This window comes from Mesorhizobium sp. RIZ17, from assembly GCF_051127865.1.
Taxonomy (GTDB): Bacteria; Pseudomonadota; Alphaproteobacteria; order Rhizobiales; family Rhizobiaceae; genus Mesorhizobium; species Mesorhizobium humile.
Window position 1 is genome coordinate 3,095,884 of sequence record NZ_CP147861.1, and the last position, 15,083, is coordinate 3,110,966.

The 15,083-nt window shown below is 56.8% G+C and carries 13 protein-coding genes and 1 pseudogene; 8 read left to right on the forward strand and 6 right to left on the reverse strand.

Annotated elements, in window-relative coordinates:
• Positions 1-237: 237 nt before the first annotated feature.
• The 6 genes from WDX12_RS14935 to WDX12_RS14960 form a co-directional block, all read right to left on the reverse strand.
• Positions 238-534, reverse strand: a complete 297-nt coding sequence (locus WDX12_RS14935) for a hypothetical protein (RefSeq protein WP_434725366.1) — start codon at positions 532-534, stop codon at positions 238-240.
• Between the two features lie 358 nt (positions 535-892).
• On the reverse strand, positions 893-1,630 hold the full coding sequence (gene queC / locus WDX12_RS14940; RefSeq protein WP_434725367.1) for a 7-cyano-7-deazaguanine synthase QueC: 738 nt from the start codon (positions 1,628-1,630) through the stop codon (positions 893-895).
• 4 nt (positions 1,631-1,634) lie between these two features.
• Positions 1,635-1,988: a 6-carboxytetrahydropterin synthase QueD gene (queD, locus tag WDX12_RS14945; protein WP_214392471.1), complete on the reverse strand. Its 354-nt coding sequence runs from the start codon at positions 1,986-1,988 to the stop codon at positions 1,635-1,637.
• The gene (gene queE / locus WDX12_RS14950) at positions 1,985-2,620 is read right to left on the reverse strand and encodes a 7-carboxy-7-deazaguanine synthase (RefSeq protein WP_434725368.1); all 636 of its coding nucleotides are present in this window, start codon (positions 2,618-2,620) and stop codon (positions 1,985-1,987) included. The genes queD and queE overlap by 4 nt, the downstream gene beginning before the upstream one ends.
• A gap of 233 nt (positions 2,621-2,853) precedes the next feature.
• Positions 2,854-3,315 (reverse strand): iron-sulfur cluster assembly scaffold protein, encoded by a 462-nt coding sequence (locus WDX12_RS14955; RefSeq protein WP_434725369.1) that lies wholly within the window; start codon positions 3,313-3,315, stop codon positions 2,854-2,856.
• A gap of 26 nt (positions 3,316-3,341) precedes the next feature.
• Positions 3,342-3,662, reverse strand: a complete 321-nt coding sequence (locus tag WDX12_RS14960) for a HesB/IscA family protein (RefSeq protein WP_019863364.1) — start codon at positions 3,660-3,662, stop codon at positions 3,342-3,344.
• Between the two features lie 986 nt (positions 3,663-4,648).
• Between WDX12_RS14960 and ectB the strand changes: the two genes are divergently transcribed.
• The 8 genes and pseudogenes from ectB to WDX12_RS15000 form a co-directional block, all read left to right on the forward strand.
• Entirely contained in the window at positions 4,649-5,908 is a 1,260-nt protein-coding gene (gene ectB / locus WDX12_RS14965) for a diaminobutyrate--2-oxoglutarate transaminase (protein ID WP_434725370.1), read from the forward strand.
• Positions 5,898-6,740, forward strand: coding sequence for a 2OG-Fe(II)-dependent halogenase WelO5 family protein (locus WDX12_RS14970; RefSeq protein ID WP_434725371.1), 843 nt, complete (start codon positions 5,898-5,900; stop codon positions 6,738-6,740). The genes ectB and WDX12_RS14970 overlap by 11 nt, the downstream gene beginning before the upstream one ends.
• 537 nt (positions 6,741-7,277) lie before the next feature.
• Positions 7,278-7,949, forward strand: coding sequence for an autoinducer binding domain-containing protein (locus tag WDX12_RS14975; protein ID WP_434725640.1), 672 nt, complete (start codon positions 7,278-7,280; stop codon positions 7,947-7,949).
• A 774-nt stretch (positions 7,950-8,723) separates the two neighbouring features.
• A complete protein-coding gene (locus tag WDX12_RS14980) occupies positions 8,724-9,659 on the forward strand; it encodes an isopenicillin N synthase family dioxygenase (RefSeq protein WP_434725372.1) in 936 nt (311 codons plus the stop codon).
• A gap of 97 nt (positions 9,660-9,756) precedes the next feature.
• The gene (locus tag WDX12_RS14985; protein ID WP_434725373.1) at positions 9,757-10,212 is read left to right on the forward strand and encodes a DUF2267 domain-containing protein; all 456 of its coding nucleotides are present in this window, start codon (positions 9,757-9,759) and stop codon (positions 10,210-10,212) included.
• A gap of 233 nt (positions 10,213-10,445) precedes the next feature.
• Positions 10,446-11,921 (forward strand): aldehyde dehydrogenase family protein, encoded by a 1,476-nt coding sequence (locus WDX12_RS14990; protein ID WP_434725374.1) that lies wholly within the window; start codon positions 10,446-10,448, stop codon positions 11,919-11,921.
• 825 nt (positions 11,922-12,746) lie between these two features.
• Positions 12,747-14,003 carry an ATP-grasp domain-containing protein gene (locus WDX12_RS14995; RefSeq protein ID WP_434725375.1) on the forward strand — a complete coding sequence of 419 codons (1,257 nt, stop codon included), beginning with the start codon at positions 12,747-12,749 and terminating at the stop codon, positions 14,001-14,003.
• 427 nt (positions 14,004-14,430) lie between these two features.
• A pseudogene (locus tag WDX12_RS15000) lies at positions 14,431-15,009 on the forward strand (NAD(P)/FAD-dependent oxidoreductase); the annotation flags it as partial.
• Between the last annotated feature and the right edge of the window lie 74 nt (positions 15,010-15,083).

Sequence of the window (15,083 nt, forward strand, 5' to 3'; positions counted from 1 at the left end):
GACGCCAATCGGCAAGATTGTTCGCCCGCGGCCGCCCGTCCGATTGCACCACGCGCGCTGCTGCTGTGCGATCCGAAGCCGCGCGGCGCGCTGCAACGCAGGCGCCAATCTGGCTGACGTCAACGGACAGTGCTTTCTGGACCTCGACAACACTTTCGCCACTCTGATGCATAGGGATGGCTTTGCCCCGGCGCTTGATGCGGTCGCGCGCATTCGTTCATAACGGCAGCCGCCTTTTCAATTCGACAGCACATGAGGTCGACCTTGCTGAACTACCTGCTCAATTGTCCTCCGGCGGTCGAGCAGATCCATTTCGTCAAACATCGAAACTGAGGCTGTGACGATCGCCATCAAGACGGCACGCGCACTCACTGGACGCAGGAGCATTGCCAGATCGAAGGCGCTTATCAGGAATCCTATGATTGGGCCGAGGTAGGCCAGGGGAGGGATATCCGCAACATCGCGTCGCCGCAGGCGCCTGCGCCCGTGCCGGCTTACGCAGGCGCCGGCGTCGATTGCCGATGAGGTCGTCATTCGTCGCTTCAATGATGCCGATGGTGCGGCCATGCTGGTTATGGACGTGCATGGACGATCCTCCACATAAGGGCAGGCTCGGCCACAAACCGCCTCTCGTCGAATCCACAAACTCTCCTTTTTCTTGGCAGTAGGCTCCACGGTCAATCCGACCGGGATCAAGGATAACCACCGCAGCCTGCTCGCCATGGTGCTGCCCAAAGAGCACCACGCGAACGGCGAAGATCATCAAGGTCGATGGTATGGAACAGCCCTTCGAAACGGCATCGAAGGCGCCCACCCTGGTCGTGCTGAACACCACAAAGAGAAGGAAACGATCTATGGAACAGATTGCCACCGTCGGCCTGGATCTGGGCGCTCACGTCATTTCATGGGCGGCAACGGGTGTCTCTTTGCAGGATCGGAATTGCTCCCATCCCGCCGCGCGAAGATTACACTCGACGCAGGTCCCGCAACCGAAACCCCAGCTATGTCTATGTTCGCGGTCTCCGCTATAGCAAGTGTGGCTTCCCTCGCAGATGAGGTTCACCAGCGCCTCGCCGCCCAGCCAATCCGCCAGCGCCCAGGTCTGCGCCTTGTCGCGCTGCATGAGGGGTGTGTGAATGACGAAACGCGTCTCCATTCCAAGGTTCAGGGCAAGTTGCATCGCTTTAACTGCGTCATCTCGACAATCCGGGTAGCTGAAACGATCCGTCTCGGCCACGCCGATTACGAGGTGTTTCGCGCTCAGCCGGTAAGCTAACGCGGCCGCAAAGCCGAGGAACAGAAGGTTGCGGCCAGGCACGAAGGTATTTGGTAGACCGTTCGCGTTCAGTGCGACCTCGACGCCGCGCGTGAGCGCGGTATCACTGATTTGGCCGAGCACGGCCATGTCAATCATGTGGTCCCCGCCTAGTCGCCCACGCCAGGCCGGAAAGTCTGTTCGAATGCGCTCGAGCAGGTAAGGCCGCACATCGAGCTCGATCCGATGCCGCTGCCCATAGTCGAAGCCGATTGTCTCGACGCGCTCGAAGTTCTCGAGCGCCCAAGCCAGGCAGGTTGTCGAATCCTGGCCGCCGGAGAAAAGGACGAGTGCGGTTCCCGGATCTCGTTGCATCGGGTCAACCCTCGTATTCAGCCCAGCACAGCGGTGTCTCATAGACTGTTACCGAGCACATTTGGCCAAGAAGCGGCTTGGTTTGGTTCCAGATCCAGACCGCAATGTTTTCCGCGGTCGGATTGTCAAGACCATCAATCTCATTCAGATACTGATGGTCGAGACGTTGCAGAAGCGGTCCGAAAACAGCCTCGACATCGAAGAAATCGATGACAAAGCCCGTATCTGGATCGACGGGCCCCTCCAGACGCAGTTCCACACGGTAGGAATGGCCATGTATGCGGTGACAGCGGTGGGTTTCTGGCACCCGCGGAAGACAGTGCGCTGCCTCGAAGGTGAAAGCTTGCGTAATCTTCATGGGATTCCGAGAAACTTGTGGGTTTGAAGGCTCAAGCGCCAATGTGGGTTGGCAAGACAATAGGCCACTGCGGCGGCCGTATTCGCCTCGCGCTCGGGCCCATCCATCGGCTGAAGCAAAAGGTGCTCAAACGCGAGAACTTCGAAATGTTCGGGCTCCGCGCCAATCTGAGGATATACAAGCCTTAGCTCGTCCCCTGCCATGACCACGAGGCGTGCATTGCATTTCGGACTGACGCACAGCCAGTCGATGCCGGCGGGTGTGGGGATGGTACCGTTGGTCTCCACGGCAATTTCAAACGCCAAGGAATGCAGCGCTTCCAGGAGTTCTTCATCGATCTGGAGGAGGGGTTCCCCTCCGGTGAGCACGACAAGACTCTGCCCAGTTCCCGACCCGCGCCAGGCTTGTTCGACCGCCAGCGCAAGCTGCCGTGCGGTGTCAAAATGTCCGCCACCGGGGCCATCTACCCCAACGAAATCGGTGTCGCAGAATCCGCAGAATGCTTTTGCCCGGTCGTCTTCACGTCCCGACCAAAGGTTACAGCCGGCGAAACGACAAAAAACGGCGCCCCGCCCGGCATTTCGTCCTTCACCTTGAAGGGTGTAGAAGATTTCCTTGACCGCATATGACATTGCTTAAGCGGCCTTCGAGTGAGCAAGGGAGCATCTCTGCTGGCTTACGAGACGCGGCAAAAGGTGGGAAATGTCCCACTGCACGTTTTGCAGCGCGTTCCACCGTCGAGGCTCGTTGCCGAAAACCCACTCTCCCGAACTCCAGGCAGAATTAGGTTTCAGCGAGCGGAGGCTGCGGGGAAGGGCTCGCTCTTTGAGGCCAGTCACCAAGAGAAACGCTTCGATTACGTCGCTCATGGCGATGGTGCCTTGACGAGGACGAGGCGTGAGAAGCCTGGGGTCTCCTCGAAAGCCTGCCTCACAGCACGGAAGAACTCGCTCATCAGACGCAAGCCGCGCTCCAGGATGAGGCGGTCGAGCGATGAGTAGGTCGTGTGCGGCGGCAGGGCGCGGAGAAAATCCGCCATGTCCTGATCGGTGATCTGAAGGGCTTCATCGATGGTCTTGCCGACAATGAATTCGGTAAACGCCGAGGAAGTGGTTATGGCCGAGCCGCGGCCGAAGGTCTGGAACGTTGCGGCGGTGATCGTCTGCGTCGTACGGTCGAAACCCATCGTCAATTTAAGCCCATCGCCGCAGGCGACGGCGCCGACCTCGCCGGCCGCATCGGGGGGTTCCAAAGCGCCGACATTGTGCGGGTTGATGAAATAGACCTTGTCGCTGCAGAGGTAGACGTTGTCGGTGTTACCCCGCATGGCGCCGATCCTTGTCGTTATGGCGGCTAGCCGAAGGACTTGCCGCAGGCGCATTTGTCCCGCGCGTTGGGATTGTCGAAGACAAAGCCCGAGGACTCCAGGTCCGTGACAAAGTCAACGGTCGTGCCGGCGAGATGGGGCTGGGAGTTTGCGTCGACGAACACCTTGACCCCGTCCGTCTCCATGATGGCATCGCCCTCCCGCGAGACGCTTTCCAGACCCATCAGGTATTTGAGGCCGGCGCAGCCGCCCGCCTCGACCTTGATGCGAAAGCCTTCCGCCGGTTCGTCGGCGCGGGAAAGCGCGGCCTTGACGGCGGCGACGGCGTTTTCAGTGAGTGTGATCATGAGACTATTTTCTTGCTGATGCATTCGCAAGCGCCGCTGCACAGAACGTGCCAGAGAGGAAATTCAATAGAAGCCACTGATTAGCGGATTTGGCGCCCTGTCTCACATCCAACAATTGTCGGATATCGGACAAAGTGAAACCTTGCGTACAGAAGCGGCGTTGGACACATCGCTAGTGCGTCGCCTGAGCTAGCGTTTTCGATCATATGAAATGTGGTCCGGGTGGGAACTCTTAGTCGTGCTGCGCTCCTAAAGCCGCGCCGTCGTCACCACACAGTGCGGTGGCGAACACCGGGGTTGTCGATAACCGCTTCGATCGCGCCTTCTCGAAGCAGGCGCCGTCTGCGTCAGCTCGTGGGTGCCGAACACCACTCGCGTGCACGCCCCGTGGCCTGCAGTGCGGCCGTCACCTCGCAAGGGCCGACTGTGGCATTGTAAATGCCCGTCAAGCCAGGTGGGCCAACGCGCCGCCCAGAGAACAGCCCAATCACCGGCACGGCGGCCACGGCCTCGATTAGAAGCCGTGGTCAGTTCCAGTTGCTATCGCAAATCGCGGTCTGGCTCGTCCGCGTTCCAAAACGAAACTCGAGCGAGCACCGGTCTCGCCGTCACATCGAAGGAGAGAAATCGCTATCTGTCACAGCTACTCGTCGGCAAGGATCCCGTCACGGCCGACATAGGGAAGTACCCAAGCATCGTTGTTGCAGTCATGCTTGGAAAAACCGGTGCGGCTATGTCAGTGGCGCCCGCCAACAACGTCGCGTTGCCGCAAGGCGGGTACTGACTGTCACGCTATCGTCATCCGAAGCGCTGCAACAGATTCGTCAAACAAGTTTACAGACTCTTTGCGAATGCAACTCGCTGATCGTGATACGTTCGCTTTAAGTCAGAGATTGGCCGAGCTAATCGTCGAAATCAGTGGTTTGGAATGCGTGAACATAGAACCTGCAGCGTTGATCGCAAGACGCATACAGAGAGGCCCTTTAATGGATATCGACATTTTCGAATCTTATGAGTCTAACGTTCGTCGTTATGGACGCTCGTTTCCAACAGTCTTTAAAAAGTCACTTGGGGCGACAATCTGGGACGAGTCTGAAAAGGCTTATATTGATTTCATTGTAGGGTCCGGCGCGCTCAACTACGGTCATAACAACCCGGATATTATTGAACCGGCAATTCAATATCTCACCGATCAAAATATCGTCTTGTCGCTTGATATGTATACAACTGCAAAGCGTGATTTCATCGAAGTGTTTGTCGAGTCGATCCTGAAGCCCCGGGGACTTTCATACAAAATACAGTTTCCTGGGCCGACCGGGACGAACGCTAACGAAGCGGCGTTGGCGCTGGCGCGAAAATATACCGGCCGCTCCAGTGTCATGGCCTTCACAAATTCGTACCATGGCATGTCGCTCGGCTCCTTGGCGGTGTCGGGTTCAGCGTCAACCAGACAGCTTGGCGGCGTTGCTCGCCACGATGTGATCCGTGTCCCTTATGAGAACTATCCGAACCAAACTTTCGATTCCGCGAGTTACATTGATCACGTGTTGGGCGACCCAGGCAGCGGAATAGAAAAGCCGGCCGCAATCATCCTGGAGCCCATCCAGGCAGAAGGCGGCATGAACACCGCATCCGCACCTTGGCTCGCAGAAATTCAGCGCATTTGCCGTAAGCACGACGTTGTTTTCATCGTCGATGACATTCAGGCAGGTTCGGGACGAACGGGTGATTTCTTCTCATTTGAGTTTGCGAAAATCGAGCCCGACATCGTGTGTCTTTCGAAATCGCTAAGCGGTTCAGGTAATCCGTTGTCCATAGTTCTGATTCGCCCCGACATGGATATATGGAAACCGGGAGAACACAGCGGGACCTTTAGAGGCAATAATCTCGCCTTTGTGACTTCCGCGGCCATGTGCAAAATGTGGTCCGATAGGCGGTTTACTAAAGCCGTCGAGGGGACGGCCGTCAAACTGCAAGAGCAGCTTGATCGCCTCGTTGCGAAATTTCCCAAGTGCATCGAACAAAAGCGCGGCCGTGGTCTGATGGCCGGCCTCAAGTGCCGGTCACAGGCCGTTGTTGGCCGTGTGCACGATGTCGCGTTCGAAAACGGCCTGCTGATCGAATCCTCCGGGCCAAATCGCGACGTCATCAAAGTCCTTCCGCCGATAACAATCTCAGATGACGAACTTGATCACGGCATTGCCATCCTCGATCAGGCACTACAGGAGAAAACCAATGGCGACTAACCAAGTAGCTCAAACGCCGGCCATCTCGCCTCTTATAATCAAAGAACGAACCGGCTCGATCAGCACTGCGGAGATCATCTCTGTTCTGAAAGGTAAGATCACGGCTCTGCACATCAAGAAAGCTTTCAGCGCCGAAGTAGCCGAGGACATCACTACGAAGTTTTTTGGCAGTCCCGGTCTCAACGAGCGCAAAGATGGCGTGCCCGGGCAATATGTCGGTGCATCCCACTACAGGAAGGATGCGGCCACCTATTTCAAGGAGGCGGAAAATGCGCGGCCGCACGTTGACGCCCTTTTTGGCAATTTAGTTGACCCGGTCCGAGCCGTATTCGACGCATTGAAGCGCGAGCTTCACAAACAAGGCATTGAATTGCGGTTGGCGCGTTCAGAACACGGTCAGGCTAACGTTTGTCGGGCTCTCAGCTGGACCGGCAGCGGCACATTTTCCTTGGACCCCCACGACGATGTCGCTCAAGTGCTACGTGCTGGGGACGACTACGAGCTCTCTGCGGTTGCGCACAACACCGTCGCAGCACTCAACTTCTACCCCAGTATGTCCGAGGAAGGCGGCAATCTACGGCTCTGGAGCCACAAGCCGACAGTTGACGACCGAAAGTCGCAGGGTGTGGAGACCACGGGATATCCCTATTCGGCAGCATATCTCGAGGCCGTGCCTAGTCGCGAAATCCAGCTCAAGGCCGGGGATATCGCGCTACTTGACGGCGGTTTCGTTCATGGGGTTACCGGTCAATCAGGCAAAGGAAAGCGTCGCGTGCTGCTGAATTGCTTTTTCGGATTTGCGCGGCCAGATCTTGTTCTCTGGTGGACCTGACGCCGCCGCTAGCCGGCCATCGGCCGACGGAGAGTTTTCATATGCTTTGCAAATGGAAGCCCCTTGATAACAGGCCGAGGGGCTTCCAACGAGCGGTGAAGCCCTGAGGCGTTTCAAGCTGCCAAGGCTCCGACCGACCGTGATCCAACAGCCGTTTTTATGTTGCAGTCGCATGACGTGGCGAAGCAAAAACTTAAATTCAAAATAACTCGGTCAGTCAGAACAAAATAACTCGGTCAGTCAGAATGAGATGCTAGAGCTCTAGCGATGTCGGCTGCTGAGGACGGTGGCTTCGTCGCCGCAAAGCCAGAAGCGCCTTGGGTTCCGGAAGATACCCATCGCAATTGGCAACGGAGCAGAATTATGGAACCCCGGCGGATAACTGCTATCTCTCAAATTCGAGGGCTCCCAACCAGAATGTCCGACCAGTTTTCTTCGGCGCCCAAGATCCATTGCCATGACGCTACTAGCGACGCGTTTGCTCTCGAGTTCGGCAAATTTCTTGACCACACCAATAGGGTTGGAAAGTCCGATCGCTTGTTCTGCCTGCTATCTACTTTCGCTCTGAATTTTAACTGTCCTTGGCTGGCCTATGGAAGGCTTACGCCAGACAAAAGAGCCATGAAGCCGGTCCAAGGCGATGCTGAGGTCATGCTGAAGTACCCTGATAAGTGGCAGGAGCGCTATTTCGAAATGAGCTACGAAACAGTGGATCCCATCATCCGGACCAGTCAAACGCGAGCAAGTGCCTTTCGATGGAGTGAGGTGTACGACGACGCAAGCACGACTGATGGCGAGCGGCGCTTCTTCGACGAGGCAGCCACATTCGGAATGAAGTCAGGCGTCAGCGTTCCATTGCACGACCCCGACGGCAGCTTGGCGATCATGAATTTTGCTCAGGCCGGGGAGGGTGAATTCGGGAAAAGAACAGTCACGTACTTGCAGCTCGCAGCCTTACATTTCCATCTGAGAATCGCGAAGTCTGTCAACTCAAGCGTCGGCGAAAAGATGCCTCTCCTTTCTCCGAGAGAAAAAGAGTGCATCCTATGGACGGCGAAAGGGAAATCCTCCTGGGAGATAGGAAGGATATTAAGTATATCGACGAATACTGTCAATTTCCACATAAAGAACGTAATACGGAAGACGGAGACATGCAGTCGAACAACCGCTGCCATAAAAGTTATAGGAGCAGGAATAATTACGTTGTAATGCACCCAGAGACGAAGATAGACCTGATTGGCATGTGTGGATATATGAATGTTACGTCCGATCGGAATTTAAATGTGATATTCAGAGAGATTTTGCCGCCAGCCCACTCTGTCTTGGTTTGCTAGTTGTTCGCTCCCCTGACGAAAAGCCGGCGTTGCTCTTGCAGGCTTAACGAGGAACTCGTTCGCGGTCCAAAACCTGCAGTTGCTCCATTCTCAGCCATGAACCCTCGACGTCAGGTTCGCTCGACGCGAACATCGACGTTGGAGCCGATCTTCCGCGTATCTCTGAATGGGCCTCCTGCGAACTGGTAGTACATGGCATAAATATTAAAATGAAGAGGCGGATAAGCAATAGTGTTGTAAAAAATATTAACGCGTTCCGCGTTGACGATAGGAATGATGCCTAATAGTGTTGTGCATAGCATGGCTGAATCAGCAACTGAGGCGTATATATAAGGACAGATCTGCTGAGAGTCGCGTGCAATAGTGGCAATACAGCTCGAAAGATCTGATGGATTGGCGAGCTTTGAGTGACGTCGACTTTGATGGTCGGCGACGAAATATCTTGGCCCGATTGTATCATATGCCTTACGTGTCGTATGTGCCTGAGTTGACCCGCGAGAGCCGGATGGGCGGCTACAATAATTGGCCACGAGATGCTGCCATCCAGGGGTGCTGGCGCCTCTGTCCCGGCGGCACCAAACGAAAGCAGGCGGTCGCGGACAAGGAAAGCTACTGAATTTCTGGCCTCACAAGCGAAAAGCATCAAGGGATGACGACTATGACAACGTTACCACAAATTTCACTCGCGAAACTTGGAGCCGACGCAACCCGACGCGAGGAGCAACAGCGCTTGCAGGCGGCCTGCGAAGAGTGCGGCTTTTTCTACCTTATCGAGCACGGCATTCCGAAGAAACAGATCACACAAGCCATCGAGTCGACCCGGAGGTTCTTTGCTCTGCCACAGTCGATCAAGGAACGCTATGATCACGCCGCTCAAGGCGTATACCCAACTATCGCCCGTGGCTACAGTCGGTTGAACGGCGAAATATTACATCCCGAGGCAGGCCCCGATGCGAAGGAAGTGTTCGACCTCGGCATTGATAGCGAAGGCGACCGGCCGTTTGCCGGGATCACGCGCCTCCCGGATGACGCATTGGCTCCTGGTTTCGCGCGAAGCCTCCTTGCTTTGCAGGCGACTGTGCTCAGCAGAGTTGTCCCGCAACTCGGAACGGCGCTTGCCGAACTGATTGGTATGGAACAGGGCTGGTTCAGAAGCCATTTCAGCCCGCCAACGCTTGAGCAACGCGTGATCCGGTATCCAGCGCGCAGCGGCACCTGCGCCAAACACACCGACGGTGGCTTCTTCACGCTGTTGCTTCAAGAGGAGCTCCCCACCCGATCATTGCAGGTTTGGTTGGGCGGACGCTGGTTGCCAGTCCCGAGCCTGCCCGATAGTCTCGTGGTCAATTTGGGTGACATGCTTCAAGTTTTGAGTGACGACCGCTTCAAAAGTACGCCGCATCAGGTCGCGCACAGTGGTCTGAGTGACCGAATTTCGCTTCCTTTCTTTATTTATCCGGACATCGACGCCCACCTGACTTCGCAGCAAGGACGAAAAAAATTCAGTGTAGCTGAAATGATGCTGCGCAACTACGAGTCAGTCGAAGCCGGGAATGGCGCGGGACGGGCCCGAGAATTGCAGTAGGTGTCTCGGTTTCCTGAAGGTGCGCAAACTATGGTGACTGCGCTGCACCTCGGCTGGTGCGCAGCAAGCTACCAATCTAAGTCGCTCCGCGCCAGGAATGATCGTCCTGAATGTCGAGAGCACGGAAACACTGATGTACGCTAGTTGCGACCCAAGCAATTCTTTGCAGGCAACCCAGGATTGGGTCAGCGATCTGGCGTGGAGACTTCATTGGCATGATCGAGAGCGGGTTTTCCGAGCCCTGATTGCGACATTGCAGGCCCTGCGCGACTACCTGGATCACGATGAGGCCGTGTACATGGGCGCGCAGTTGCCTGCCCTACTGCGGGGCTTTTACTACGAGGGTTGGCACCCCGGCCGCTGCGCCAAGGCAAAAAACCGGAATTCATTTCTCGACCGGATCCATGACAGCGTCCACCGCGACCCGGCGGTGAATCCGGAAGAGGTTGCCCGTTCGGTCCTGGGCCAATTGGCCAATCGCGTATCTCCGGCGGAAATCGAAGAGGCCAAGGCCGCCAGTCCAACAGTGCTGCATGACCTTTGGCCACCCTGAGACAGACGCCTGTCCTAAGAGTGTATACATGCAGCCGCCGCTGGCGGTATCTCTATGAAAAACAATGGCATAGGTAAGTGGTTGCATAATGGCCAAGGTCTCGACATGTAACGGGCCACGTCACTCCTGACGCCGTCTCCGTTTAGCCGAGGCCATGCCATTCGTGCATCCAAGCCTCAGGACCACACCTACGTGCGGTGGTGCGCCTTGGTGAGATTCCAGAGAGGACTGGAATGGCTGCTGAAGAAGTGATCAAGAATTTCATCGATGGGGAGTGGAGAGATTGTTCGTCTGGCAAACGGATCGAGGTTGATGACCCTTCAAACGGGGAGACGGTAGCGGTTATCGCCGAAGCAGGACCTGAAGAAGTACATCGCGCCGTTGCTGCCGCCGACCGCGTCTTTCGCGACCGCGTTTTGATAGACATGCACCCGTACGACCGTGGGCGCATGCTTTTCCGCGTGGCGGACGCACTTGAGGCACGCAGCGACGAGGTCGCGATCATTAACTGCATAGAGACTGGGAAGGCGTTGGACCTTGCCCGTGGCGAGGTTCGGACCGCCGTCAGATACCTGCGCTACTACGCCGGTTTGGCGGATAAGCTCGAAGGTCGGTCTATTCCGCGAGGGGCGGATCTTGTCGACTATACGGTCAGAAGCCCCTTCGGAGTGTCAGCCCAGATCGTTCCTTGGAACGGCCCCCTCGAACTGACGGCCCGTTCGCTAGCTTGCGCCATTGCAACTGGGAACTCAGTGGTAGTGAAGTCCCCCGAACTGGCTCCTTTATCAGGCATCGAACTTGCTCGCGCCTGTGAGACCGCGGGTCTGCCTGCCGGAGCAGTGAACGTGCTCACCGGGTACGGCCAGACGGCAGGCCAGGCGCTGATCGATCATCCCGATGTTCGCCACATCGTCTTTACGGGCTCCATGGCAACCGGGCGAACCGTGCTCAAGGCTGCAGCGGAGCGCATCGTACCCTGCATCATGGAACTGGGCGGCAAATCAGCCGCTGTCGTCTATTCCGATGCCGATCTCGATGCCGTCGTGGAGGCGGTGCGTATCGGAACCTATCTAAATGCTGGCCAGAATTGCAACAACCTAACAAGATTGCTTGTAGAGCGTTCAATCGCTGATGAAACGTTAGAAAGGGTGAAGGCCTGCGTCGAAGGACTGTCAATTGGGCCAGGGCGCGAAAACTGCGACATCACCCCGTTGATCTCTCAAAAACAGCGAGAGGGAGTCGAGAGAGCCTGCCAGATGGCCCAGTCGCAAGGAGCACGGCTTGTGGCCGGCGGAACTGCACTTTCGGAGCGAAGCGGCTATTTCATGGCGCCGACTGTATTTTCCGATGTCGCGCCTGACAGTAGTCTTTTTCAGAAAGAAGTCTTCGGCCCTGTTCTTTCCGTTACTGCTTTCGATGATCCGATAAAAGGTATCGAACTGGCAAACGATACCGATCAAGGCTTGGCAGCGGGCGTTTTCACCCGGGATATCGACCGGGCTCTTTGCAGCGCGGACCGCCTTTGGGCTGGCCAGGTGTACGTGAATGGATGGTACGTCGGCGGCGTAGAAACGCCGTTCGGTGGAGTGAAGCAGTCTGGCTACGGCAGGGAAAAGGGTCAGGAAGCCCTTGATGGATACGTGCAGACCAGAAATATTGGCATCCGGATCTCACAGCAGCAGGCAGAGGAGCCCAGCACGATAGAGTGATACAAACGGTATTGTTATTCCCCCATCCGTGATTGGGAAGTCTTCCAGCGGAGATTTAGCCGTTGATGCTGGCCTGGAGTTTTGACACGGCAATGTCGCGCAGGGTGGTTGGTGTTTTCGAGCCGGATTTTCTAGATCGAGGTCGTCTTGCGGTCGAGCCTCACAGGAACAACATCCGGCCGCGGATCACCCGGCGTCGGGACTGTCAGGAATTCTGTGCGTGAGGCCATGATGATGAAAAGGAGAGAAACATCACATGGCTATCGAGAAGGAACTTCTGGACCAACTGCTTGCAAGTCGCGATCCGAATGAGGTTTTCGCCAGATGCAGGTGACCACGACTTCGCCGAGGCGCGGCCGAACGAGGCGACAAGCTCACGAGGCACGCGTCGCGTGTTGATGCCCACCAGGTAGCCTCGAAGCGATGCTCGGCGACCTTCATGCGTCGATGAGTGGCGCGAGCCATGTTCGATCAATCTTGTCCCTTCGATCCGTAGCCCGCTCGCGGGAACGTGTGAAATTCGCCGATGGCCTGTCAAAGTGCGCGCACGGTAGCCGGCAACATCGGCGGCGTATCCGCACCGAAGGCTCTTGGCCAAAACTGAGACAGGCAAGCACCGCCCCAGAGAATATGTCGCGAGGCACCCGAATCTCAGCCACAGGCGTCCAAAATTGCAATAAATCGTTTACGCGACTTATCAAAACCTTCGCGAAATCAGATCCCTGGCAATGGTAGCTTGCCCACAAGGCTGACGTCAGGCCGAATAACAAGTCGACGCCTGATTACCTCTCGGGCCGTCGCACAGCATTGCGGAGGTCGACGGTAATGGCAAAAAAGGCTCTCGTGCTGGTGGAAGGCAACAGGAGTATTGGTCTGCTATACGTCAGAGCGGCCAAGCGTCTTGGTCTTCATCCCATTACCTTCTCGGCTGATCCAACCCAGTACGATTATCTTAAGGCGGACGGTACAGAGGCAATCAGTGTTGACACCGACGATCTAGATGCGCTGATCTGCGAATGTTCCCGGCTGCGCGCAACCTATGACATTGCTGGCATCACTGGCTTTACAGGTCTTGATGAGTTGGCCTATGCCACAGTAGGTAAGCTATGTCGGTCCTTCGATCTGCCGGGACCGAACCCCGGAGCGATTGAACGATGCTGCGACAAGTTCACTCAACGTCAGCTCCTCGCAGAGGCCGGCGTTCCAATGCCGGCTTATCGCTTAGCAGCCAATGCCGCGGACGTCGAAAGCTGTGCAGCAGAGATAAACCTCCCCGTCATTCTTAAGCCTGCCGTGGGCAGCGGCAGCAGCGGTGTCCTATTGTGCCGCAACGTTGATGAACTGGCTAAACATACGACCCATCTGTTGTGTGGGAAGCACAAGTGGCGGTCTTCGCCGAGAATACTGGTCGAAGAATTCGCCCAAGGCCCCTATTATTGGGCTGACATGATGGGAGATGAGGTCATTGGAATCGGCGGCGCTGACTTCGGCCGCCCACCGCATTTTATCCATCGTGGGTGCACCTATCCAGCCGTGCTTACTGACGACGAGCAGCAGCGTGTCGCCGATGTGTCGCTGACCTGTTTGCAAGCTCTCGACCTTGGCTGGGGACCATCGAACATTGGATTCCGCTGGACAATGCGTGGCCCAGTCGTCATCGAGGTCAATCCGCGTCTTGCTGGCGCGCCCGGTCCTCAAATGGTTAATTTAGCTTATGGTGTGGATGTCGTCACCGAGCACATCAAAGTTGTTATCGGCGAAGAATGGGACTTGCGAAGAACCCGTTCGCATTTTGCGGGCGCGCGGTTCCTCCTCCCTGAAGGTGATGGCATCCTCGACTGGATTGATGGCGACAGTCGAGCGGCTGCCGTGGAAGGTGTCGCCGAGGTCAAACTGCATGTCCAACCCAAGACACCTATCGTCAGGGAAGGCGACTACCGAGATACGATCGGACACGTCATCGCCGCTTCCCCGAGCCGCCCTCAGACCGACGCGATTCTTCAGCATGCCGTGGCCTTGATTGATTGGTCGATCAAGTCGGTTTCTGCCCCTGGCGAACAGCAACACCCGTGGTCGCCTTAACGCCGACGGCGTGCGGAGAGGGTGACAATTGAAGGCAATCAAGAGCAGCAGAAGCGCAAACGGAACGGTGTGGTGTCAACTATTGAATGACGATCGCGCCGAGGGTGAGGCTGAACTTGCAATTGCCAAGGGCCCCGGCACCGAGGATCGCATTGGACCCTGAGCTGGTATGCGAAGTTCTCAACTTCAATCCTCGCGGATGAGGGAGGGAGACAATGCTCATTGTCGCGAAGGAAATGGTATTCGCGGGGGACGTCCGATCTCACGATCTTTTTCTACGGCGGCAGTGAGGTTGATGGCGCAGATCGGCACACTCGTCGTGAACGTTGCCAATAGGTATTGGCCCTCACTCGCGAAAATGACTAGCCGTCATTGCGCCTTGCTGCTGAGCAGGGAATTTGAAGGTGAGAGGGTGAGAGCGGACAGAATGCTGAACGATAGACAGTCGCATGGGCTTTGGGAGCGGACAGCTCCGCCGCCGCCTGCAACAGAGAAGCTGGTAGGCGACATCGTCGCCGATGTGGCGATCGTCGGTGCGGGCTACACCGGATTATCCGCTGCGCTGCACCTTGCCGAGCGGGGGCTGGATGCCGTCGTGATCGAGGCAGCCGAAATTGGTTTTGGCGCCGCCGGGCGGAGCACCGGATTGGTAAACGCCGGCCTCTGGGTGATGCCATCGGCCCTCAAGGAGACGCTCGGTCCGGTGTATGATGGTCGTTTGCTGGATTTGCTGCGCGATTCGCCACGCACCGTCTTCGAGATCGTCGACAAACACAACTTGCCGTGTGAGCTAAAGCGGGCCGGCACGATCCACTGCGGAGCTGATAAGAAGGGCGTCGCCAAAATCGCAGAGCGAGCTCGGCAGTGGCAGGCGCTCGGCGCCCCGGTTCACATCCTTGATGCCGGCGAGACGCGTGCAAAGACAGGCACCTCGGCCTTCGCCACAGGGCTCCTCGACCTGCGTGCAGGAACGATCCAGCCGCTCGCCTATGCGCGCGGCCTAGCTGGCAGATTGGGTCTCCCGCCTGGATCAGAAGCTCGTGTGAGGACTTAGCAGGCAGAGAGACTCCCGCGCTCAGC

Bases quoted from the DNA above. Each gene is read 5' to 3' on its own strand.
- WDX12_RS14970 (WP_434725371.1), top strand. From the start codon at position 5,898: ATGGCGACTAACCAAGTAGCTCAAACGCCGGCCATCTCGCCTCTTATA.
- queD (WP_214392471.1), bottom strand. From the start codon at position 1,988: ATGAAGATTACGCAAGCTTTCACCTTCGAGGCAGCGCACTGTCTTCCG.
- WDX12_RS14980 (WP_434725372.1), top strand. From the start codon at position 8,724: ATGACGACTATGACAACGTTACCACAAATTTCACTCGCGAAACTTGGA.
- WDX12_RS14955 (WP_434725369.1), bottom strand. From the start codon at position 3,315: ATGCGGGGTAACACCGACAACGTCTACCTCTGCAGCGACAAGGTCTAT.
- ectB (WP_434725370.1), top strand. From the start codon at position 4,649: ATGGATATCGACATTTTCGAATCTTATGAGTCTAACGTTCGTCGTTAT.
- WDX12_RS14960 (WP_019863364.1), bottom strand. From the start codon at position 3,662: ATGATCACACTCACTGAAAACGCCGTCGCCGCCGTCAAGGCCGCGCTT.
- WDX12_RS14990 (WP_434725374.1), top strand. From the start codon at position 10,446: ATGGCTGCTGAAGAAGTGATCAAGAATTTCATCGATGGGGAGTGGAGA.
- WDX12_RS14985 (WP_434725373.1), top strand. From the start codon at position 9,757: ATGATCGTCCTGAATGTCGAGAGCACGGAAACACTGATGTACGCTAGT.
- queC (WP_434725367.1), bottom strand. From the start codon at position 1,630: ATGCAACGAGATCCGGGAACCGCACTCGTCCTTTTCTCCGGCGGCCAG.
- WDX12_RS14935 (WP_434725366.1), bottom strand. From the start codon at position 534: ATGACGACCTCATCGGCAATCGACGCCGGCGCCTGCGTAAGCCGGCAC.
- queE (WP_434725368.1), bottom strand. From the start codon at position 2,620: ATGTCATATGCGGTCAAGGAAATCTTCTACACCCTTCAAGGTGAAGGA.
- WDX12_RS14995 (WP_434725375.1), top strand. From the start codon at position 12,747: ATGGCAAAAAAGGCTCTCGTGCTGGTGGAAGGCAACAGGAGTATTGGT.